This window comes from Rhodomicrobium sp. R_RK_3 (genome assembly GCF_002198715.1).
Taxonomy (GTDB): domain Bacteria; phylum Pseudomonadota; class Alphaproteobacteria; order Rhizobiales; family Rhodomicrobiaceae; genus R-RK-3.
Genome location: NZ_MWLK01000018.1, coordinates 38252 through 59269, shown reverse-complemented (window position 1 = coordinate 59269; position 21018 = coordinate 38252). Strand labels below are relative to the sequence as shown.

General features: G+C 65.6%; 16 protein-coding genes. 11 read left to right on the top strand and 5 right to left on the bottom strand.

The window, feature by feature from the left end; all coding sequences use genetic code 11:
* Nucleotides 1–172: 172 nt before the first annotated feature.
* Entirely contained in the window at nt 173–817 is a 645-nt protein-coding gene (locus BLEFHOIH_RS09855) for a TetR/AcrR family transcriptional regulator (protein WP_088344895.1), read from the bottom strand.
* A gap of 194 nt (nt 818–1011) precedes the next feature.
* Here BLEFHOIH_RS09855 and BLEFHOIH_RS09850 point away from each other — a divergent pair, with 194 nt between their 5' ends.
* The 3 genes from BLEFHOIH_RS09850 (at nt 1012) to BLEFHOIH_RS09840 (ending at nt 5332) form a co-directional block, all read left to right on the top strand.
* The gene (locus tag BLEFHOIH_RS09850) at nt 1012–2280 is read left to right on the top strand and encodes an HlyD family secretion protein (protein WP_245296949.1); all 1269 of its coding nucleotides are present in this window, start codon (nt 1012–1014) and stop codon (nt 2278–2280) included.
* Between the two features lie 13 nt (nt 2281–2293).
* Nucleotides 2294–3910 carry a DHA2 family efflux MFS transporter permease subunit gene (locus tag BLEFHOIH_RS09845; protein ID WP_088344891.1) on the top strand — a complete coding sequence of 539 codons (1617 nt, stop codon included), beginning with the start codon at nt 2294–2296 and terminating at the stop codon, nt 3908–3910.
* Nucleotides 3911–4345: 435 nt separating this feature from the next.
* Nucleotides 4346–5332 carry a glycosyltransferase gene (locus tag BLEFHOIH_RS09840; RefSeq protein ID WP_245296948.1) on the top strand — a complete coding sequence of 329 codons (987 nt, stop codon included), beginning with the start codon at nt 4346–4348 and terminating at the stop codon, nt 5330–5332.
* Between the two features lie 310 nt (nt 5333–5642).
* Here the strand turns inward: BLEFHOIH_RS09840 and BLEFHOIH_RS09835 are convergent, their stop codons facing one another.
* Both BLEFHOIH_RS09835 and BLEFHOIH_RS09830 read right to left on the bottom strand, forming a co-directional pair.
* Complete coding sequence (locus BLEFHOIH_RS09835) at nt 5643–8234, bottom strand: fused MFS/spermidine synthase (RefSeq protein ID WP_088344887.1); 2592 nt, start codon at nt 8232–8234, stop codon at nt 5643–5645.
* A 147-nt stretch (nt 8235–8381) separates the two neighbouring features.
* On the bottom strand, nt 8382–10406 hold the full coding sequence (locus tag BLEFHOIH_RS09830) for a hypothetical protein (protein ID WP_088344885.1): 2025 nt from the start codon (nt 10404–10406) through the stop codon (nt 8382–8384).
* Between the two features lie 329 nt (nt 10407–10735).
* On the opposite strand from BLEFHOIH_RS09830, the gene BLEFHOIH_RS09825 reads away from it, so the two are divergent.
* The 4 genes from BLEFHOIH_RS09825 to BLEFHOIH_RS09810 are packed head-to-tail and all read left to right on the top strand — an operon-like array spanning nt 10736 to nt 13824.
* Nucleotides 10736–11638, top strand: a complete 903-nt coding sequence (locus BLEFHOIH_RS09825) for a peptidylprolyl isomerase (RefSeq protein WP_088360705.1) — start codon at nt 10736–10738, stop codon at nt 11636–11638.
* A complete protein-coding gene (locus BLEFHOIH_RS09820; protein ID WP_088344881.1) occupies nt 11635–12609 on the top strand; it encodes a HupE/UreJ family protein in 975 nt (324 codons plus the stop codon). The genes BLEFHOIH_RS09825 and BLEFHOIH_RS09820 overlap by 4 nt, the downstream gene beginning before the upstream one ends.
* A gap of 10 nt (nt 12610–12619) precedes the next feature.
* Nucleotides 12620–13228, top strand: a complete 609-nt coding sequence (locus BLEFHOIH_RS09815) for a HupE/UreJ family protein (RefSeq protein ID WP_088344880.1) — start codon at nt 12620–12622, stop codon at nt 13226–13228.
* Nucleotides 13225–13824 (top strand): HupE/UreJ family protein, encoded by a 600-nt coding sequence (locus tag BLEFHOIH_RS09810; protein WP_170937091.1) that lies wholly within the window; start codon nt 13225–13227, stop codon nt 13822–13824. The genes BLEFHOIH_RS09815 and BLEFHOIH_RS09810 overlap by 4 nt, the downstream gene beginning before the upstream one ends.
* Nucleotides 13825–13842: 18 nt before the next feature.
* On the opposite strand, the gene BLEFHOIH_RS09805 is transcribed toward BLEFHOIH_RS09810, so the two are convergent.
* Nucleotides 13843–14463, bottom strand: a complete 621-nt coding sequence (locus BLEFHOIH_RS09805; RefSeq protein WP_088345158.1) for a putative 2OG-Fe(II) oxygenase — start codon at nt 14461–14463, stop codon at nt 13843–13845.
* Nucleotides 14464–14637: 174 nt separating this feature from the next.
* On the opposite strand from BLEFHOIH_RS09805, the gene BLEFHOIH_RS09800 reads away from it, so the two are divergent.
* Nucleotides 14638–15246, top strand: coding sequence for a prepilin peptidase (locus tag BLEFHOIH_RS09800; protein ID WP_088344877.1), 609 nt, complete (start codon nt 14638–14640; stop codon nt 15244–15246).
* On the opposite strand, the gene gspD is transcribed toward BLEFHOIH_RS09800, so the two are convergent.
* Entirely contained in the window at nt 15239–17449 is a 2211-nt protein-coding gene (gene gspD / locus BLEFHOIH_RS09795) for a type II secretion system secretin GspD (protein WP_170937090.1), read from the bottom strand. The genes BLEFHOIH_RS09800 and gspD overlap by 8 nt on opposite strands.
* Nucleotides 17450–17670: 221 nt before the next feature.
* Here gspD and BLEFHOIH_RS09790 point away from each other — a divergent pair, with 221 nt between their 5' ends.
* Genes BLEFHOIH_RS09790 through gspG form a run of 3 tightly spaced genes read left to right on the top strand, consistent with a single transcriptional unit; the run spans nt 17671 to nt 21014 of the window.
* On the top strand, nt 17671–19317 hold the full coding sequence (locus BLEFHOIH_RS09790) for a GspE/PulE family protein (protein ID WP_088344873.1): 1647 nt from the start codon (nt 17671–17673) through the stop codon (nt 19315–19317).
* Entirely contained in the window at nt 19310–20545 is a 1236-nt protein-coding gene (locus tag BLEFHOIH_RS09785) for a type II secretion system F family protein (RefSeq protein ID WP_088344871.1), read from the top strand. Before BLEFHOIH_RS09790 ends, BLEFHOIH_RS09785 begins: the two co-directional genes overlap by 8 nt.
* A gap of 19 nt (nt 20546–20564) precedes the next feature.
* The gene (gspG, locus tag BLEFHOIH_RS09780) at nt 20565–21014 is read left to right on the top strand and encodes a type II secretion system major pseudopilin GspG (protein WP_348626041.1); all 450 of its coding nucleotides are present in this window, start codon (nt 20565–20567) and stop codon (nt 21012–21014) included.
* The last annotated feature ends 4 nt before the right edge of the window (nt 21015–21018 follow it).

Below are 21018 nucleotides of genomic sequence, written 5' to 3'. Positions count from 1 at the left end.
TTATGACTTACCCTTGCGACATAGCGTCTCGCAATTGCGTCATCTTGGCGACCAGAAGCACCGCTCCGACACTGCACGCCGATGCGGTTGCAATTGCGATGGCAAATGGTGTTGGAGTTCCAGCAAACTAACGCGGTTAACGCAATTGCGCTACACTTCCACGTAGAAACACTTACGCCCTGGGCAAATAAGCGGCCAGAAAGCAGCGCACCGCGACGCCGACGACATGGCGGATGCGCTCCTCGGAGGGCGGCGGCGCCGAGGCAAACATCATCGGCTTGAACAGCGTCGATTGGCAGGCATCCAGGAACTGGGCGGCAGCGATTTCGCAATCCTCGACCACGAGGGTTCCGGCCCGGCATTGGGTTTCGAGATAATCGCGCAGCCGGCCGACCCCGGTCGCCGGTCCAGCATCATAGAAGCGCTGGCCGAGATCGGGCATCCGCCCGGCGATGCTGATGACGGTGCGCAAGGGCGACAGCCGTCCGGGCTGGCACAGGAAGCGGACAAAGGCGCGGCCGAGCCTGGTCAGCACCGCCTCGACGTCGTGGTCGGCATGATCGAGCGAGAAAACCTGTTCAGCCTGTGCGCGGCTCTCGGCCTCGAAAATGGTCTCGAACAGTTCTTCCTTGCTTTGAAAATAAACGTAGAGCGTGCCCTTGGAGACGCCGGCGCGCCGGGCGATCTCGCCCATGCTGGCGGCGTCGAACCCCCGCTCGAGGAACACCGCCCGCGCGCCTTCCATGATCTGGCGCGATTTCGCACTGTCCTTATGGATCTCCGGTGTCTGGGGCGGTGGGTCGGATAGCTCGTTCATCGGGCGCACTCGAGGCCAAAGGTTTGGCCGAATTTGGTCATGGTCGGCAGATAATTTGACCGAACCGTTCGGTCAAGTCTTGAAATAGCACAAAAGAGGGATTATTCAAATCGTGACCGAACCGTTCGGTCATAATTTAACACCCGCCGGGGGTGAGAAGGCAATACCGGCGCAAAATGGGGCAGGAGAGTTTCGTGGCGGAGCAGCAGGAACAGAAAGTGGCAAGCTTTACGGAGCGCGGCGCGATCTCGGCATTGCAGGCAAAGGACACGGCGGAGCGGCCCGCTCCCGGGCCCAAGACCCCGGTTGCGCCTCCGAGCTCCGCGCCGCCCCCGGGCCCGGACGCCGCGCCCGAGGCGAAAGCGAAGCCGCGCTCGTGGAAGCGCTCGGCGGGGCTGGTGATCGCACCCCTGGTACTGATCGCGGCAGGTCTTTACGGCTACAATTACTGGACCTTCGGTCGCTTCCAGATCTCCACCGACGACGCCTATATCGGCGCCGACATCGCAACGGTCTCGGCGAAAGTGTCGGGCTACGTCACCTCGGTCGAGGTGACCGACAATAGCGAGGTCAGGACCGGCGACGTCATCGCCCGCATCGACGATGGCGACTACCGCCTCGCGGTGCAGACCGCCAAGGACAAGATCGCCATCCAGCAATCGACCATCGAGCGCATCGCCCGGCAGATCACGGCGCAGGCCGCAGCGGTCGACCAGGCGAGGGCGCAGCTCGTCTCGGCCGACGCCGAGGCCAAGCGCGCCAAGCTCGAGCTCGACCGCCAGCAAAATCTGGCGACCCGCGATTTCGGCAGCCGCCAGACGCTCGAAGGCGCCGAGGCGACCGCCGCCCGCGCCGAGGCCGCCGTGCTCGGCAACAAGGCGGCGATCGAGGCCGCCATCGCCCAGGGCGAAGTGCTGAAAGCCGAGAAAGCCGAGGCCGAGGGCACGCTCGCCCAGCTCCAGACCGCGCTTGCTATGGCGGAACGCGATCTGTCGTTTACAACGATCAAGGCGCCGTTCGACGGCGTCATCGGCAATCGCGCCGTGCAGAAGGGCGACTATCTGCAGCCGAGCGCCCGGCTCGCGAGCCTGGTGCCGCTCGATCGCGTCTATATCGATGCCAATTTCAAGGAGACCCAGCTCGCCCGGCTGCGCCCCGGCCAGGAGGTCGGCGTCGAGGTCGACGCCATGCCGGGCCACGTCTTCCACGGCAAGGTGGTAAGCTTCTCGCCCGCCTCCGGCCAGATCTTCTCACTGCTGCCGCCGGAAAACGCGACCGGCAATTTCACCAAGATCGTGCAGCGCCTGCCGGTGCGCATCGAGGTCGAGCAGCGTGAGGGCGAGCATGGCGTTTTGCGGCCCGGCATGTCGGTCATCGTGCGGGTGAATACGCTCGACGCTCCCGCCGGCCAGCCGCTGTTTGCCGAGGCGAAGCCCGCGTCACCGTCCGGCGCGTCGAAATGAGCGGGCCGCTGCCATGGCGAACGTTCATACATTGACCCCGCGAGGGGCCGCGCCCGCGGCTCCTCCCGTTCCTCCGGCCCGGGCGGCGGCGGACCGCATCGACCCGCGCCGCTTCGCCGCCTTCCTCGCCATGACATTCGGCATGTTCATGGCGATCCTCGACATTCAGATCGTCTCGGCCTCGCTGTCGGAGATCCAGGCGGGGCTTGCCGCCGGCCCGGACGAAATCGCCTGGGTGCAGACCTCCTATCTCATCGCCGAAGTCATCATGATCCCGCTTTCGGGCTTCCTGTCGCGGGCGCTCGGCACCAGGACGCTGTTCACGGCGGCGGCGGCCGGCTTCACCATCGCCAGTTTCATGTGCGGCCTTTCGACGACCCTGGAAGAGATGATCTTCTGGCGCGTCATTCAGGGCTTTGTCGGCGGCGGCATGATCCCCAGCGTCTTCGCCGCGTCCTATTCGATCTTCCCGCGCTCGCGCATGGGCCTGATCACGCCGCTGATCGGCCTCGTCGTCACCCTCGCCCCGACCATCGGCCCGACCGTCGGCGGCTATCTCACCGATCATCTGTCGTGGCACTGGCTGTTCTTCATCAACATCGTGCCCGGCATCTTCGTCACCATCGCCGCCGCGCTGCTGATCGATTTCGACAAGCCCGATTACAGCCTGCTCGATCATTTCGACTGGCTCGGCTTCTTCGCCATGGCCGGCTTCCTGGGCGGGCTGCAATATGCGCTCGAGGAAGGCCCCCGCAATGACTGGTTCGACGATGAAACCGTGGTGCTGTTCACCGTCATCTCGGCGATCTCGGGCCTCATCTTTTTCTGGCGGGTGCTGTCGACAAAATACCCGATCGTCGATCTGCGCGCTTTCAGCAACCGCAATTACGCCGTCGGCACGCTGTTCAACTTCATCCTGGGCTCCGGCCTCTACGGCCTGACCTATCTCTATCCGGTCTATCTCGCCCGCATCCGCGACTACAACGCGCTGCAGATCGGCGAGACCATGTTCGTCACCGGCCTGACCATGTTCCTGACCGCGCCGCTGGTCGGACGGCTGCTCGGCCGCGTCGATCCGCGCTATCTGATGATCACCGGCTTCATCAGCTTCGGCATCGGCACCTGGTGGATGTCGAACATCACCCATGATTGGGGCTTCTACGAGCTGCTGCTGCCGCAGGTGTTTCGCGGCTTCGGCCTGATGATGGCGATGATCCCCGTCAACAACGTCTCGCTCGGGACATTGCCCCCGGAGCGGCTGAAGGACGCCTCGGGCGTGTTCAACCTGACCCGCAATCTCGGCGGCGCGGTGGGGCTTGCGGCGCTGAGCACGCTGCTGACGCACCGCACCGACTTCCACGCCGCGCGGATGCAGGAGAGCCTGACCTTCGCCCATCGCCCCGCCATGGAAATGCTCGAAGGCCTCACCCAGCGCTTCCGCGATTTCGGCAGCGACGCCGCGCCGATGGCGCTGAAGCAGATGCATCTCCTGGTGCAGCGCGAGGCGCTGGTGATGTCCTTCGCGGACATCTTCCTGTTGTTCACGCTGCTTTTTGCCTTCCTCGCCGTCCTGGCGCTGATGGTCAAACGCCCCACCCCCGCCGCCGCTCCCCCGCCCGAGGCGCATTGAGGCGCAGCCAAGCCCTCTCACCATGGAAGAGGGAGTCAGGCTTCGGATTTTGAACGGCTGCGTGTAACCTGGCCAATTTCGCGCTCAATCGAGCGACCAGCCAATACGCCGTCATTAGGCCGCCTCAGACGTTTTGTAACCATTGCCAAGCCGTGCGCTGCGCCTTTAACGGCGGAAAGACGAAAACTGGCGGGGTGTCATCACATTGTCGTCTGAATCGGACAAGGACTTGTAGTCTTATGGGCTTACGGATCGACAATGACTTCGTTCGAGGCAGCCGCCGCCTTATTCTGCTTTCTTGCCACGCTCATCCATTTGTTCAGCACCGGATCGGCACTTCTTCGCTTCCGGGGGCCGGAGAGATCTCGATCTTCAAGCGCTACTCCGGACGTCACCATCCTGCGGCCGGTCTGCGGCCTTGACCCACATGATGAATTGACATTGCGCTCCGGCTTCGAGTTGAACCCGCCCAACTATCAGCTCATCTTCTGCTGCGCCCGCTCCGATGACCCCGTTCTCCCCGTCGTCGACCGGCTCATGCGCGCTTATCCGAAGGTGCGGGCGCGGATCCTGATCGGCGAGGAAACCGGCACGGCCAATCCGAAATTGGGCAATCTCGTCAAGGGCTGGCACGCCGCGCCCGACCCATGGATCATCATGGCGGACAGCAATGTGCTGATGCCGCCGGACTATATCGAGCAGCTCTTCGATCGCTGGCGCCCGGACACCGGCCTCGTCTGCTCGCCGCCGATCGGCTGCATGCCGGAAGGCTTTTGGGCGCAACTCGAATGCGCCCTTCTCAACGGCTATCAGGCGCGCTGGCAATATACGGCGGACAGTCTGGGCCTGGGCTTCGCGCAAGGCAAGACCATGCTCTGGCGGCGCGCCGACCTCGAGGCGGCGGGCGGCATTCGCGCGCTGGCGGACGAGATCGCCGAGGACGCGGCGGCAACGAAACTGGTCAGGCGGCTCGGCCTGCGCGTCCGGCTGGTCGGGCGTGCGTTCGGACAGCCGCTGGGGCGGCGCAGTCTGCGGCAGGTCTGGAGCCGCCAATTGCGTTGGGCGCGGCTGAGGCGCGCGACCTTTCCGGCCTGCTTTACCCTGGAGATCTTCGCCGGCAGCCTGCCGCCCTTGCTCGCGGGCCTCTATGCCGCCGACGCTCTCGGGCTGGCACCCGGCGCGCTCGCCTTGGCGCTCTGCGCGCTCTGGTTCGGCAGCGAAGCCCTGCTGACGCGAGCGGCAGGCTGGCACCTGAGCGCCGCCTCGCCGCTGGCCTGGGCACTGCGCGATCTGATGCTGCCTGTGCTCTGGGTCGGCGCCTGGGTGGGCGACGACTTTAGCTGGCGCGGCAATGACATGCATCTCAACGCCGCGACCGTACCGCGCGGCCGGCAAGCGAATGGCTGGCTTGGGATTGGCTAGGCCGGCGGCCCAGCGTCTGCCCTGGCGCCTCACGCCGCCTAGCGCCTGAGCGGTCCGCTGCAGAAAAAAGCGCCATTATCGCGTCCGTGTCATCGGGATTCGGCCAATCTGGAGACCGGGGCCCCGACGCTGAAGGTTACGGTCTCGACGGCGATGGCGAGCACGATCCCAGGTACGATCAGCCGGACTCCACGGTCGCATCCTGAGTTGGGTGCGGGGAGATGCGGTTTCTCCGACCCGCCCAGCGACAGGCCGGTCGCGCGCGGCTAAGCCAGATGTCAGGCCTTCGCCTTCAAGTTCGAGCAATGCCTTACGGGTGCGCTGGCGCGAGTTGCCTGAGGAGAGACTTTGCCTCTTCGCGCGCCGGGTTGGCATTGGCGAGGTCGGTCAGAAGCCGCCGGGCGCCGTCGCGGTCGACGCCGGCAAGGGCCGAGGCCAAGGACAGCAGTGGCATGTAGGCGGGATCGAAATCGGGGCTTTTCTGCACGGCCGCCAGGAGTGGCTGACGCACCCTCTCGACCATTTTGCGGATGTCCTGCGTCGGGTCCACGCCTATGCCGGCCTTCAGGAACTGGTTGCGCGCTTCCCAATAGGCCGCAAGCCGAGCCGTCAGATCGCCGCTCGTCGTGGAGCCGAGGATCTGGCCGGGCTGCGGCTTGAAACGGTCGATGAGTGCAAGAAGCCGCTCGCTCGGCGGCCCCATCGGCCTGTAGACGGTCGAGGGCGCGTGGAAGGCAACCAGCGGCCGGTCGTCGGTGTTGAGAGGCCCATTGCCAGCGAAGGCGTGCAGATCATCGGCGCCGGCTGCGAACGTCCCGAGCAGCGCATAAGGCGTGTCCAGCCTCAGCGCCGCAAGTTTCTGGCGCAGCGCGGGCTCGGCGAGCCGCCTTTCGAGGGCGTCAGCCGTGACGCGCAGAGGCTTTCTGCCGCCGATCAGAGCGAGGAGCGGCGTTTGCAGGCTGTAATGCGCCAGATAGGCGGAGGCATCGGGAAAGACGGATTGGAAGGTCCGCACGATCACGGCAAGCGTCTCCAGGTCGAGCTGGTGCAGCGGCAGCCATTGGCAGAACAGCCCGTCCTCGGCGAGGCGGGCGCGGATCGCGGCAAAATGCTCCTGCGTATAAAGCGAGCCCGAGCCGTCGCGCGCCGGATGGAAAAGGTCGGCGATGACCACGTCGTAGCGCTCCGGCGTCGCCTGCACGTAGCGGCGGGCATCGGCGACGGCGAGGTGCAGACCAGGCGCCCGCGTCAGATCGCCGGTGGCGGGCTCGAAATAGCGCAGCAGCGGAAGGATTTCGGGGACGAGTTCGACGCCATCGGCGCGCAGGCCCGGAAAATCGGCGGCGCCTGCGAAGGTCCCGCCCGTACCGATGCCGAGGAACAGCGCTCTTTGAGGGTTGGGGTGCAGCAGCAACGGCAGATAGGATTGGCGCCGGTCGGAGAAGGCGGAGGCGGTGCTGCCCATGCGGAAATGATTGTCGACCTTGAGGTAGCGTTCATCCCGGGCATCGGCAACGACGCTGACCGAGGCGAGCACGCCGTCCACATGGGTAATGATGCGTCCTCCCTGAGGCGCCGTGACAAAGCTCAGGTCCAGCGGCATGAGCGCGAGCGCCAGCGCGGCAGTGGCCGCCAGTCCAGGCATCAGCCCGAAGCGCAGCCCCGGCAGCGGAGCCAGCAGCAGCAGGTAAGCGAGGCTGACGGCGACCAGGGCAAGGCGCGGTCCGGCCCAGGGCAGCAAGAGGACGCCGAACAGGAGCGGCGCGGCGGCGGCGCCTAGAGTGTTGATGGCCAGCGCCCGGCCAAGGCCGCCGTCTAGCCCCCGCGCGGCCTGCGCGAGATGGCTGAACAGGCCGCCCATGACAATCGTCGGCGGCAGGAAGACCAGCATCGCCACGCCGAGTTCGGCGGCGACCGAGCCCGCGAATGTCCGGCGGAAAACGGAAAGCAGCCCATCATAGACAGCAGGAGCCGCGTGAAGCGCAAGGATGCCGGCGAGACAGGCCGCGCAGGCCGCCGGGAGCAGGCCGGACAGGCCGCCCTCGACGCTCCAGCTCCGTCCGAAGCGCTGATACGCGGCCGCACCGAGGGCCGTGCCGAGCAGATACACGGACAAGGCCGAGGCGAAGGTGTAGACCGTGTTCTCCATCACATGCGCCAGCACGCGGATCGCCAGCACCTCATAGCCGATGCCGATCAGCCCCGTCGCGAACAGCATGATCCAGAGGCGCGGAGCGGGTGTCCCGGCTTCGCCCTGTGCGTCAGGCTCGGTCGCGGCGGTCTCGCTCCGACGCGCGATCATCAAGACCGCTGCCGCGCAGAGCACATTCGCGGCAGCGAGCACGAGCAGCGTGCCGCTGATGCCGAGTTGCGGAACGATCAGGAACATCGTCAGCAGCGTGCCGGCGAAGGCACCGAACGTGTTGGCCGCATAGAGGCCGCCGACCTCGCGCCCGCTCCGCGCAAACTGGGCCCGCAGCCGCTCCATCGCAGGCAGCGTTCCACCCATGGCGAAGGTCGCGGGAAGAAGGATGAAAAACGGCAGGGCAAAGGCGACCGTCCAGTGGTAGACGGGCGACGGGTCCGTTCCGATCAGCGTCGCGGCGAAACGGTTCGCCAGCGGGATGAGGCTGGTCAGCACAAGCGACCAAGCTCCAATTGCCAGCTCGAGGCCCGCATACCAGCGCCCCGGGTAAGACGTCCGCGCAATCGCCCTGTCGAGCACATAGGCGCCCAGTGCAAGGCCGGAAAAGAAAGCTGCGATGACGGCGAGAACGGCAACGATCTCGTGCCCCAGCCCGACCGCGAGCATCCGCGCCCAGACGATCTCATAGCCGAGCCCGGCAAATCCGGACAGGCACAACAGCGCATGCAGCAGCGGGAGAGAGGTAGGTCGGCTCACGGCATTCCGATCTGGCTTATCGCGCCTCCCCGGTTGGAGAAGGGCGACGGTGACGACAATCCTAAAAAGCGAGGGGAGAGGGAGCCAAGCCCCCTCCCCCATGATCAAACGCTCATCGCGTGATGGACCCCGCCGGAGCGGCGCGGCCTATTGCACGTCGATGAAGATCGGATTGCCGAAGAACGACAGGTCGCTCCAGCCTTCCACGTCGAAGTCGAACTTGCCGGCGACATGGGTCGGGCAAGCCGCGTCGGCGCAACGGATGTTGGCCGAGCCGATATTGTCGGCGAGCGGGTTGCCGTCGGCGTCACGCTTGAAGGGCGTGCCGGCCGGCAGGTTGCTGCCGCGAACGCGGATATATTTGTCGGTGGTGACGCCGCGCAGGGCGAAAGCCATCGTCTTATACTCGCCGTTGGTGGTCCAGCGCAGCCCGCCATTCTTGGTCCAGGTCGCGGCGATTTTGGTCGTCGCGGGAGCCAGCGGGTCGCGATATTGGTCGAAATTCTGCACCGGATCGTAGGGCGCGTGCACATCGCCCTGGATCAGGTCGACCTGCGCGACTTCCGGCTTGTTGATCGGGAGCTGGATGCCGAGCGGCAGCAGCGCCGGATTGTTGAAGCTATAGGGGCTGAGATTGGCGCCCGCGGGATCGCGGATCGACAGGGTGATCAGCACATCGGCGCCCCGGCGGACCTTGAGCGTCTCGCCCATGGTGGCGCAGGAGGTCGCCACGCAGGCCTTGAACTGCATCTGGTCGATCAGATCGCCCATGGCGACGAAGCTGTTGCCGCTGCGCAGGCCATTGACGATGTCCTGGGACGGGTTCGGGTTGGTCTCGCTGCCCTTGCGCACGAAGGTCCAGGTCTTCTGATACTCGCCCGGCCAGAAGTCGTTGGTCGAGGCGACGTCGAACGGCGCGAAGCTGCCCCGGCTGTGCCAGTCGGACGAGGCGAAGAACCAATAGCGGCGACCTTCCGACAGCATGGCGTCCCACATGGTGCGGATGCCCGGCTTGCAGAGCGTCACACCGGCAGGATTGGCGTTGTCTGGAATATCGGGGAAGCGGCCGCTCGCGGCGAAATCGGCCACGGTCAGCGGCTGGCCGTTGAAATCCAGACCCGGCCGTGCGGATTCGGCGGCGGCGTAGCAGCCCGTTCCGCCATAGGTCCACTGGCCGGCGGAACCGTTGGGGCTGCGGCCGGCGCTATACTCGCCGCGATTGTCGGACGCCTGATGGCCCGGCTGGCTTTCCATGCCGAAGGCGATGTCGGGCGAGGCGTTGTTCCAGTCGCGCAGATGCTCGACATTGAAGCCGCGGTTCTGGGCCGGGACGAAGGCGCCGGCGCGCTCCAGGTGAGCCGGCACGACATAGCTCTGGCCCGGATATTTCTGCTGCATCCAATGAACGGCGGCGGTCGACTTGACATGGTCGCCGTCATCGGCGGTGTTGATGCCGCGTGTGCTGAGCGTGCCGTTGTAATTGGCCGGACCCTGATTGGGGTCGGTCGCGAAGCGGTTGACGAGCTTGGCGTTGTTGTCGGCGCTGATCTCGCAGGTCCAGCCCTGGCCGCCGCCCTGGCTGGTGTCGTTGCTGGAGACGGCAAAGCAATATTCGAACTGAGCGAGCGCGGCGGCATTCGGGTTGGCCGCGTCATACTGGCCGGCAATTACCGAGCTGGACGTATGCTCATGCGCGGGCACCACCCATTCCATGCCGGCGAAGACCGGCTTGTTGGCCAGGTTGCGCTGCTGGACATGAACCGGGAACTGGTATTCCTGCAGGCTCTGCCAGCGCCACATGGCGTTACCCGACGGCTTGGGATCGCCCTTGATGGCGGCCGCGCCGACCGTCTCCACCCACAGCTTGCGCTGGCCGGAGGCGAAATCGTCGAAGCGGCAATCGCGGTCGCCGGTGCCGCTGTGATCGGACTGGATGAACCAGTCGAGATAGGTCAGCGATTTCTGCGTCAGCGTCTGCACGGAGGTCGCGCCGTCCGAGCAGGTGGTGTGATTGTGGAAGTCGCCGGACATGTAATTGCCCGCCGCCGTATATTTGCTCTGGAACGAGTTGCTCCCGGCCGTCTGGGCCGAGGCCGGCGCCGCCAGCGCGAGCGCTGACGCCAGCGCAATGATGCTGGCGCTCCCGAGTTGCACGTCTTTCACGTCTTTCATTCTGTGTACCCCCTTCTACCGACATGCGATCCCACCTCGCCCGGAGCGCGACTGACATCAGCCTGTCACTCAATTGCGAGATCAATGCGAATGCACTTTTAGGCACCCAAGGTAACGGCTTCATGAAAATTATATGAAAGTTCAAAATCCTCTGGCATTACACCGGGATGGGTCAGTGCTGGAGTCGCATTGCTGCGGTTGCGCAAATGTAAAATTTTTACGACATGAAATTACATTGACTGCGACTTCACGCTTGCTATAGCCGGATCGAATCCGTGCCCGAACCCGATCGAAACCCCTGCACCGCGAACCCGGAGATCTTGTCGCTCATGAACAGGTCCTCATTGCTGCGGGAACCGCTGCTGCATTTCGCGGTGCTCGGGCTGCTCATCTTCGCGGTCGACGCCTACCTGCGCTGGCAGGCGGACGAGCGGCACGTCATCCGCCTGGACGCGGGCGTCGAAAAGTCTCTCGTCTCTCTTTTCCGGGAAGGGCAAGGCCGCGAGCCGACCGAGGCGGAGGTCTCGATGCTCGTCCACCGCTGGCTGCAAAACGAGGTCTATTACCGCGAGGCCCTGACCATGGGGCTCGACAAGGGCGACGAGATGATCCACTCGCGCCTGATCCTGAAAATGCGCGAAGTGGTGCTCAACAATATCGTCGTATCGCCACCCTCCGAGGAGGAGCTGCGCGCCTGGTTCGAGGCCAACCGTTCCCGCTACGAGGTGCCAGAGCGCTATGATTTCAGCCAGGCGCTGGTGGCGGGTGACGCGGGGGCCCGCGAGGCGGCAGAGAAGGCGCTGCCCGCGTCTGATGGCGAGCCGGTCGCCGCGCCTTACGCCGACCAGCTCCGCAGCTATGGCGAGCGCAGCCGCGAAAACATCGCCGATATGTTCGGCGAAAGCTTTGCCGTTGCCCTCCTTGCCGAACGGGCGCCGCAATGGCGCGCCGTGCAATCGCCGCTCGGCTGGCATGTCGTCCGCCTCGATGCCGTGCATCCGGCCGTCCCCGCCACCTATGAGACGATCAAGGCCAATGTCCGGGCCGATTGGGAGGGCATGCAGAAGACCGCCGCCGCCTTCGAGGCGATCAGGGAGATGCGCAAGCGCTACACGGTCACCGGACCGGGAATGAAATATCTGGAGATCCAGCCGGCCGAGGTGCCCAACCCGGCTGATGCATTAGAAGCCGCCCCCACCGTCGCCACCGCCAAGCCCGGGCAGCCCTCATGAGACGAGGCGCAGCCCTCCTTGCCCTCCTTTGGATGGCCTTGCTTGCCATCGCCGGCGCGGCTTACGCGCATGAGACGCCGATCGCGGTGCTGCGCATCAAGCAGGAGACGGCGGGCCGCTACTACGCACAATGGATCTTCCAGTCCGACAAGGGCCTGCCGGCGCCCACGGCGGTCTTCCCGCCGCATTGCACCTATGAGGCGCCGCTACTCGACTGCGGGTCGCGCGGGCTCGTCGGCATGTTGAGCGTCGAGCAGCTCGACCAGCGCTATTCCGGCGTGGTGATCCAATTCACCCGCGCGGGGGAGAAAACGCAGGCCTATACCCTGACCCCCGGCAGCCCCAGCGTCGCCTTCGGCCCTGGCGGCGGCAGCAGCCTCGCGGCCCTCGCCGATCTCATGCGGGCCTATATCCTGATCGGCTTCGAGCACATCCTGCTCGGCGTCGACCATCTGCTGTTCGTGCTGGGCCTGATCTGGCTGGTGCGCTCGCGCTGGATGTTGCTGAAGACGATCACCGCCTTCACCATCGCCCATTCCTTCACCCTCGCCGCCGCGACGCTCGGCTGGGTCGGCGTGCCCGAGCGCGCCGTCAACGCGGCCATCGCGCTCAGCATCGTCTTCGTCGGGGCGGAAATCATCAAGCTGCAGCGCGGGCAGATCGGCCTCACCGTCCGGCATCCCTGGGTCGTCGCATTCGCCTTCGGTCTGCTGCACGGCTTTGGTTTTTCCAATGCCCTGACCAAGCTTGGCCTGCCGCAGGACAGCATCGTGCTGGCGCTCCTGTCATTCAATATCGGCGTCGAGATCGGGCAAATCGCCTTCGTCGCCGTCGTTCTTGCCGTCCAGTGGGGACACCGCACGATGATGGTGCATTTCGACCGCCGGCTCGATCCGGTCCCGGCCTACGCCATCGGAGGGATTGCGATGTTCTGGTTCCTTGGCCGGATGAGCATGATGTTTACGTCCTGAGGGGGAAGCCATGTCGAGACATTCACCAACCCTATTCGCCGCCACCTTGGCGCTCGTCGCCTTTGCCGCCGATACGGCCTTCGCCCATACCGAGACCGGCGTCGCGGGCGGCCTCGTAAGCGGTTTTTCGCATCCGCTCTTCGGTCCCGATCATCTCGTGGCGATGGTGGCGGTTGGCCTTTGGGGCGCGCAACTCGGCAATCCGGCGATCTGGGTGCTGCCGATCGCCTTTCCGGCAGTCATGGCCGTCGGCGGCATCCTCGGCGTCATGGGCGTGGCGCTGCCGCTGACCGAGATCGTCATCGCCGCCTCCGCCATCGTGCTCGGCCTCATGGTCGCCTTCTCCATCCGCCCGCCGCTCGCGATCGCTGGGGTTATCGTTGCCGCTTTTGCCGTCTTCCATGGCAATGCGCATGGGCTGGAACTGCCCGAGGCCGCCAATCCGCTGGCTTATGGCGTCGGCTTCGTGACCGCGACGGGCCTCTTGCATCTGTGCGGCATCGTGATCGGCCTGCTGATCAAATTGCCGGCCGGCGCGCATCTCGTTCGGGCATGCGGGCTGCTGATCGCGGCGGTCGGCTGCTATTTCCTGGCGGCCTCCGCAGGCCTGACGGCATGACGCGGCACATCGGCCGTCTCGCGGGCGTGTTCGCTTGCGCATTGCTCTTTCCAGGCACGGCGCAGGCTCATCTGGTGAGCACCCGCTTCGGCGACTTCTATGACGGGATGCTGCATCCCGTCACCTCGCTGGAACATATCGTGCCGTGGCTGGCGCTCGGCCTGCTGATGGCCGCGCGGCCGCAAGCGGGGCGCTGGGCGCTGCTGGCATTTCCCGCCGGCCTTGCCATCGGCGTGACGCTCGATGCGGCGATGCCGGCGCTGCCCGGCTTCGGCACGGCCAATCTGGTGTCCATCCTGGTGCTTGGCGGTTTGGTGGCGCTCGATCTGCCATTGTCGGCCGCGGCCTTCGCGGTCATCGCCTGCGCGCTGGGCATCAGCCATGGCTATGTGAACGGCACGGCGATGGCGGCGACGACGAACCCGGTGCTGTTCGCGCCCGGCGTTGTCATGGCGGGCTATCTGATGATCCTGCTGACCGCCGCCGCCGGCGCGTTCGTCACGCGCCGATGGAGCGCCGCCCGCATCGCCCTGCGCGCGCTCGGAAGCTGGATCTTCGCCATCGGCGTGATGATGCTGGGCACGGCTCTCGCCTGAGCCAGGGGCGCGGCATTCCTAGGCGAAATTCACCCGGTAGCCCCAACTGTCCAGGCTGTTGGGGATTGCGTTGAACGCGATGGTGACGCGCTGGCCGCCCTTATTGACCGGCGCCTCATGCAGCAGATAGCTCGGGAACAGCACCATCGCGCCCGGCTCGACCTCGGGCATCTGCCATTTGTCGGCGTTGAACGGCCCCATCTGCACATTGGGACCGGCATGGCGGAAGATGAAATTCGTGCCGCCGATATTCTTATGGAACACCGTACGGGCGGACGGGTGCGACGGCGTCAGATAGATCACGCCGGAGATGAAGCTATTGGCATGGGTGTGGATGAGCTGATGGCCGCCGGTCTCAAGCACATTCACCCACATTTCCTTGACCGTCCAGGCGAGGCGTTCGCCGAACAGCACCGCGCCGAACTCCACCAGCTTCGGCGCGATGAGGCGGGCGATCTGGGCATAGGCCGGCTTGGTCTGCGGATTGACGGGCTCGGAATGCGACAGGAGCCCCGTCTGGGCGTTTGCGGCCTTCCGCGACTGGAGCGCGTCCTCCAGGCATGAGGCGACGAGGCCGCCGTCCAGCAGTTTGCCGACGATCAGGAACGGTGTGGGAAACAGTCCAACGACTTCATCCATGAGCATTCGCAAGGTTGGGCGGTTGCAAGGGGCCTCCAGACCGCGTGGGCCGAGCGGAGGGCGGCATGGTCAATTCCTAGCCTCCCGAGATGACAGCCGGATAACGGCGGCGCGTCACGATAATGCGATGCGGGGCGCTTAGATTGACCGACACAACGGATCAGGGGAGAACCGATGCTGGCCGATGAGGGCGCGCAGCGCGGACCGGGGTGGCGCGCCGCGCTGCTGGGAGCGCCCATCGGCGCATCGATCCTGGCGCTATCCTTTGCGCTGCTCGATCCGGCCCCTGCCCTCGCCTCCTGCCTTCTGGCGGCGGCGATGGCCGCGATTGCCATCTCCGACGCCCGCAATTTCATCGTGCCCGACATCCTGTCTCTTCCCGCGATCCCCGCAGGGCTTCTGGCAACGGGCTGGCTCGGCGTCCCGCCCGACGACGCCATCGCCGAGCATCTCGGCGCGGCGCTGGTGGCGGCCTTCGCGCTCTTCGCGCTGAGGTGGGCCTATGCCGCGCTTCGAGGCCGTGAAGGGCTGGGGCTCGGCGACGTGAAGCTCGCCGCCGTCGCCGGAGCCTGGAGCGGCTTTGCCGGCCTTCCCACCATAATGCTGCTCGCCTGCGTGGCGGCGATCGGGGCCGTCCTCGTCATGAAGGCGAGCGGCCGCGCCGCCGTCACGGCCATCACGCCGGTGCCTTTCGGCGCCTTTCTCGCCCCCGCGATCTGGGTGGTTTGGTTCGCCCAGGCCGCCGGCTTCCTGCAGGACGCCGCTCTCGCCTACGCTATTTGAACTGCGCTGCTTCCTGCCTGCCACCGGGCGCCCCGTTGGACGGGGCAAGAAACTGCATGCGCGACCGGAGCTCCTCGGCGGCATGGCTGGCGTCGCCCGATCCGGCGATGATCTTGGGCTGCAGAAAAACGATCAGCTCCTTGCGCACCTTCTTGCTGGAATTGTCGCCGATGATGTCGCCGAGATAGGGGATCTTCTGCAGTCCCGGCACGCGGCTTTTCTCCTTGTCGACCTGCTCGCTGATCAGACCGCCGAGCACGACCATCTGGCCATGCTGCACGGCGATCATGCTGGAGATGCGGCGCTGCGAAATCGTCGGCGTTAGCGTTCCGCCTTCGCCGCTGGTGGTGCTGTTCACCACAGAGCTGATCTCCTGCTCGATATCCATCGTGACGAGCCCATTGGTGTTGATGCGCGGCGTCACCTTCAAAATCACGCCGGTATCGCGGAACTTGATCTCATTGATGAGCGGCGCATTCGACTCGGTGGCGTTGGCGATCTGCCGGGTGGCGATCGGCACTTCGTCGCCGACCTGCAAGGTCGCCGTCTGATTGTGCAGCACCACCACGGAGGGCGAGGACACCACGCGCACATTCGTCTCCGAGGCGATGGCGTCGATGATGAGCTGCGGCGAGTTCGCCGCCGATCCCAGCACGAAATTCAGGCCCGGCAGGGTCGGCGCGATGCCCATGGTCGAGCCGGTGCTGAAGCCGAGCGCCCCGTAACGGCCTTTGCGCTTTTCCAGGAACACCTGCACGCCGTATTCGAGCGAGTCGTTGAGCGTGACCTCGGCGAGCGTGGCATTGATCAGCACCTGCAGCGGCGCCCGGTCGATCCGGTTGAGCACGCCGAGGATCTTGCGATAGGTCCGGCCGGGCGCCCGGATCAGCAACTTGTTGTTGATGTCATCCGGGACGATGCGGATCGCGCCGGAGGAGACGTTCTCGGCGGAGAACGCCGCTTCGCCATCGGGCTGCGGATAACCGGAGGCAGCGTCGCCGCCAGCCAGCGCAGACCGCTGCGGCGACTGGCCATGCTGCGGATCGCCGCCGCCGGAGGCCGCGCCCAGGCTGCCATTATCCGAGGTGCCGATCCGCGTCGCCGCCTTATTCGGCGCGACCTCCGTTTCCTCGGCGGCGCGCACCGTTCCGCCATTGCCGCTGCCGAACATCGCGTTCAGCATTTTCGCCAGATCCTTGGCCTTGCCGTTCTCGACCCGGTAGACATAGAAGCTATCGCCCTCCGCGCTGCTGCGGTCGAGCCGCGCGATCCATTTGCCGGCATTCTCCAGCAGGGCCTTTTTCTGCGTCAGGACGAGCACGGCATTCAGGCGGTTGACCGGCTGGAATTTGATCAGCCCGCTGCCTTGCCCTTCGGCCTGGAAGACCTCTTGCAGTTCATTGATGATCTCGGACGGAGCGGCGCTTTTCAGCACATAGATGCCTGCGGACTGGCCCTTCATCCAGTCGACGTCGAACATGGTCGCAACGTCGATGAGCGACTGGCGCTCCTGGCTGGAGCCGCGCAGGATCAGCAGGTTCTTATGGACATTCGCCTGAACAGCATTCTCGTCGCCCGCGAACGAGCCGAGCATCCGGATCATGGTGTCGGCGGAGATGAATTTCAGCGGCAAAATGGCGACGCCAAAGCCCGGCCCGATCCGGCGCCGTTCGGCAACGTAGTCGACATTGGCGCCGGGCGCGCGGCCTCCTGTCGCCGGGACGATCCGGTAGGCCGGACCCTCCGCGATCAGCGCCCCCCGGTTCATCGCGAGCACGGTTTCCAGAATGGTGAGGAGTTCGGCACGGCTCACCGGTCCGCCGGTCGAGAGCGTGACAGTTCCCTGCACGCGCGGATCGTAGACGAATGGAATTTGCAGCGTGTCGGTGAGGATCACCTTGGTGAGGTCGGCGAGGCCGGCATCGCTGAAATTCAGCTCATAGCCGTTGTTGCCTTTGGCTATGCCTTTAACCTCGGCGCGCCTGGCGACAGTCTGGTCACTGCCGGGAAATTCCGCGCCCGCGTCGGCGGAACGGTCGTCACTCGCGAACTCGGTGCGGGACGGCGTCGGCTGCTGGCCGCGTGCGGAGAGGTCCGCGCTCGCCAATTGGTCGACGAGGTCCGGGGCTTTGCCCAAGGAGGAGCAGCCGCCCACGAACATGCAGGCAAGGACCGCCAGAAACGCCTTATGCCCCCAAATCATCGGCCGGGTTCCACTCGTACTCTGCCGCAGGCGCCGTTTCCGGCTGTTGTGATGAACCCACGCTGATTGCCCCCATGCCCGGCAGGTGCCGGGCACACCCATGGAGCCGCGGGCTGAGCACCGGCTCCAAAATCCTTCTCTGCTAGGCCAATCCCCCTGTCACATCGCCATTACGATTGGCGGTGTAGGGTTGGATTATAGGCAGGGGGCCACACGCCATTATGACAGTTCCGATTCTTCCATCCGGTTTCGGGGAGCATCTGCTGGCGCTCGGCCTCTTGTCGCCCGCCGATCTCGACAAGGCGCTCGGGCTGTGCGCCGATGCGGACGAACGGCTCGTTCCCGTCCTGCGCAAACTGTCGCTCGTCGAGCCCGAGGCCCTGCCGCGCCTGCTCGCCGAGCATTACCGCCTGCCGCTCGCGGCGGACGAGCAGTGGAGCAATATTTCCTTCGATCTCAGCCGGCTCTCCCGCAGTTTCTTGCGCGACAACAATGTGCTGCCGCTCGGCGATGATGGCGACGGCGTGCTGCTGGCAATGGCCGACCCCACGGACGCCGGTACGATCAAGGCGGTGCGGCTGGCTCTGCAGCGGCCCGTCCGTCCCGTGGTCGCCGCCGCCGAGGATATTCAATCCGCCATCGAGCGCCTGACCCGTGACGCCGCCGAGCCTCAGCTCTGGCAGGACGATGCTGCGTCGCAGAGCTCCGACGAGAATGTCGAGCATCTCCGGGACATCGCACTCGGCACGCCGGTCGTCCGCTATGTGAACCAGCTTTTCCAGGATGCCGTTCATGCCCGCGCCACCGACATCCATATCGAGCCGTTCGACGGGCGGCTGACGGTCCGTATGCGCATCGACGGCATGCTGCGCGACGTCGCCGCTCCGCCCGCCGCCATGGCGAAGGCCATTGTCTCGCGCGTAAAAATCCTCTCCGGCCTCAACATTGCCGAGCGCCGCCTGCCGCAGGACGGCCGGGCACGCATCCGGCTGGAGCAGCACCGTCTCGACTTGCGGGTGGCCACCATGCCGACCATCTATGGAGAAACCGTCGCCATTCGCCTGCTCGACAATGTCAGGCGCACGCTCGATTTCGCCCGGCTCGGCTTTTCCAAGCGCGACGAGGAGATCGTGCGCGGCAATCTCGAAGCCCCTTACGGACTCGTCCTGGTGACGGGACCAACGGGCAGCGGCAAGACCACGACGCTCGCGACCGCCCTTTCCGTGCTCAACCAGGGCCACCGCAAGATCCTGACGATCGAAGACCCGATCGAGTATGAGATCGCCGGGGTGAACCAGACCCAGGCCATGCCCGAGATCGGGCTGACATTTGCCGCCGCGCTGCGCTCCTTCCTGCGGCACGATCCCGATGTGCTGATGGTCGGCGAGATGCGCGACGGCGAGACGGCCGCCATCGGCATCCACGCCGCGCTGACCGGCCATCTGGTGCTGAGCACGCTGCATACCAACACCGCCGCAGGCGCCATTCCCCGTTTGCTCGACATGGGGATCGACGCCTTCCTGCTGGCCTCCTGCCTGCGCTGCGTGATCGGCCAGCGGCTGGTCCGGGTGCTGTGCATACATTGCAGGCAAGCCGAGCACGCAGCGGAGGGGACGAAACAGCTCTGGCGCGCGGTCGGCTGCGAGCGTTGCTCCGGCACCGGCTACAATGACCGCATCGTCATCGCCGAAGTGCTCGACGTCGACGAGGAGATCCGCAAGCTGATCCAGCCGGACAGCCGGCCGGGCGACATCCACGCGGCAGCCTGCCGACGCGGCATGACGCCGATGCTCGCCGACGGCCTGTCGAAATGCATGCAAGGCATCACGACGCCGGAGGAAGTCCGGCGCGTGGCGCTCGATGTCTGATCACGCGAGGCACAGCGTGAAACTGTTCCGCTACACCGCGCTCGACCGCTCCGGCGGTAAGCTTGCCGGCGAGATGGAAGGCGACAGCCGCGACAGCGTGCTCGCCCATCTCCAGACGCTCGGCCATTTTCCGGTGGAGGTGAGCGAGACCCGCAAACCCGCTCCGGCGCCGGGCATGACCGGGTTTTCCGGGCGGCCTTCCTCCAGCCAGCTCACACTCCTCACGCATGAGCTGGCCATGCTGCTCAAGGCCGGCCTGCCGCTCGACCGCTCGCTGCAACTGCTGGCAACGGATGCGGGCTCGAAATCCCTGTCGCAGCTCGTCATGCGCCTGCACGCTGAGATCAGCGGCGGCAAAAGCCTGTATGAGGCGATGGCCGCGCAGGGCGGCGTCTTCCCGCCTGTCTACACCAACATGGTGCGCATCGCCGAGGCGAGCGGCACGCTCGACGCCGTGCTGGAGCGCATCGCACAGAGCCGCCAGCGCGCCGAAAAGCTGCGCGGCAAGGTGCTCTCGGCGAGCCTTTATCCCGCGCTGCTGGTCACGGTCGCCGTTGCCGCCGTAGTGCTGATGCTCGTATTCGTGGTGCCGCGCTTCAAGGAGATGGTGATGCAGGCGGGCTCCGAGGCCCCGGCCGCCGCCGCCGCCGTTTTCGCGATGTCGGACTGGCTGATCGCCAACGGCGTGATGCTGCTCCTCGCCCTCTGTGCCGGGGCAGCCGGGCTGACATTGCTCATGCGGCAACCCTCCTCCCGCGAGGCAACCGAGACGGCATTGCTCCGCCTCCCGCTGATCGGCCACATCGTCAGGCTGAGCCTGACGGTCGCCTTCTGCCGCACGCTCGGCGTGCTGCTGGAGAACGGGGTGGAGCTGCCGGTCGCGATGCGTCTCGTCCGCGACGTCAGCGGCAACCGTTCGGCGGCGGCTGCGCTGGAGCGGGCCTATGACAATCTGCGCAAGGGCCGCAGCTTCATCGATCCGCTGGCGCATTCGGGCCTGTTTCCGCCGGTGGTCATCAACATGCTGCGGGTCGGCGAGGAGACCGGCGGCCTCACGCGGTCGCTGCTGCACATGGCCGATCTGTTCGAGGACAAGCTCGACACCTCCGTGCAGCGGACGCTGACCCTGCTCGAGCCTGTCATAATTCTTTTGGTCAGCGGGTTTATTGCAACCGTGATCATTTCCATTCTCAGCGCTGTCATCAGCATCAATGACCTTGCGCTCTAGCCCGGGGGGACCAGCGGTGGTGTTGAACCTATCTTCATTGCGGCAAAGCGGCGCGCGCACGGGCGAAGCCGGTTTTACGCTCATCGAACTGCTGGTGGTGATGGTCATCCTCGTTTTGCTGGCGGGGCTCGTCGCGCCGAGGGTGATGGGATATCTCGGCAGCTCGCGCACCAAAACCGCCAAGGTCCAGGTCGAGAGCATCAGCACTTCGCTGGAGCTGTTCAAGCTCGACATCGGCCGGTATCCGACCGAGCGCGAGGGGCTGGGCGCGCTGATCGAACGCCCTGGCAATCTGGCGAGCTGGAACGGCCCCTATCTGCAGAAGAACAAGGTTCCCGACGATCCCTGGGGCCGGCCCTATCACTACCGCACGCCCGGCCAGTCGGGGCGGTTCGATATTTATTCCTTCGGCGCGGACAATCAGCAGGGCGGCGACGGTGAGGACCAAGACGTCATGAGCTGGTTATAGGCCC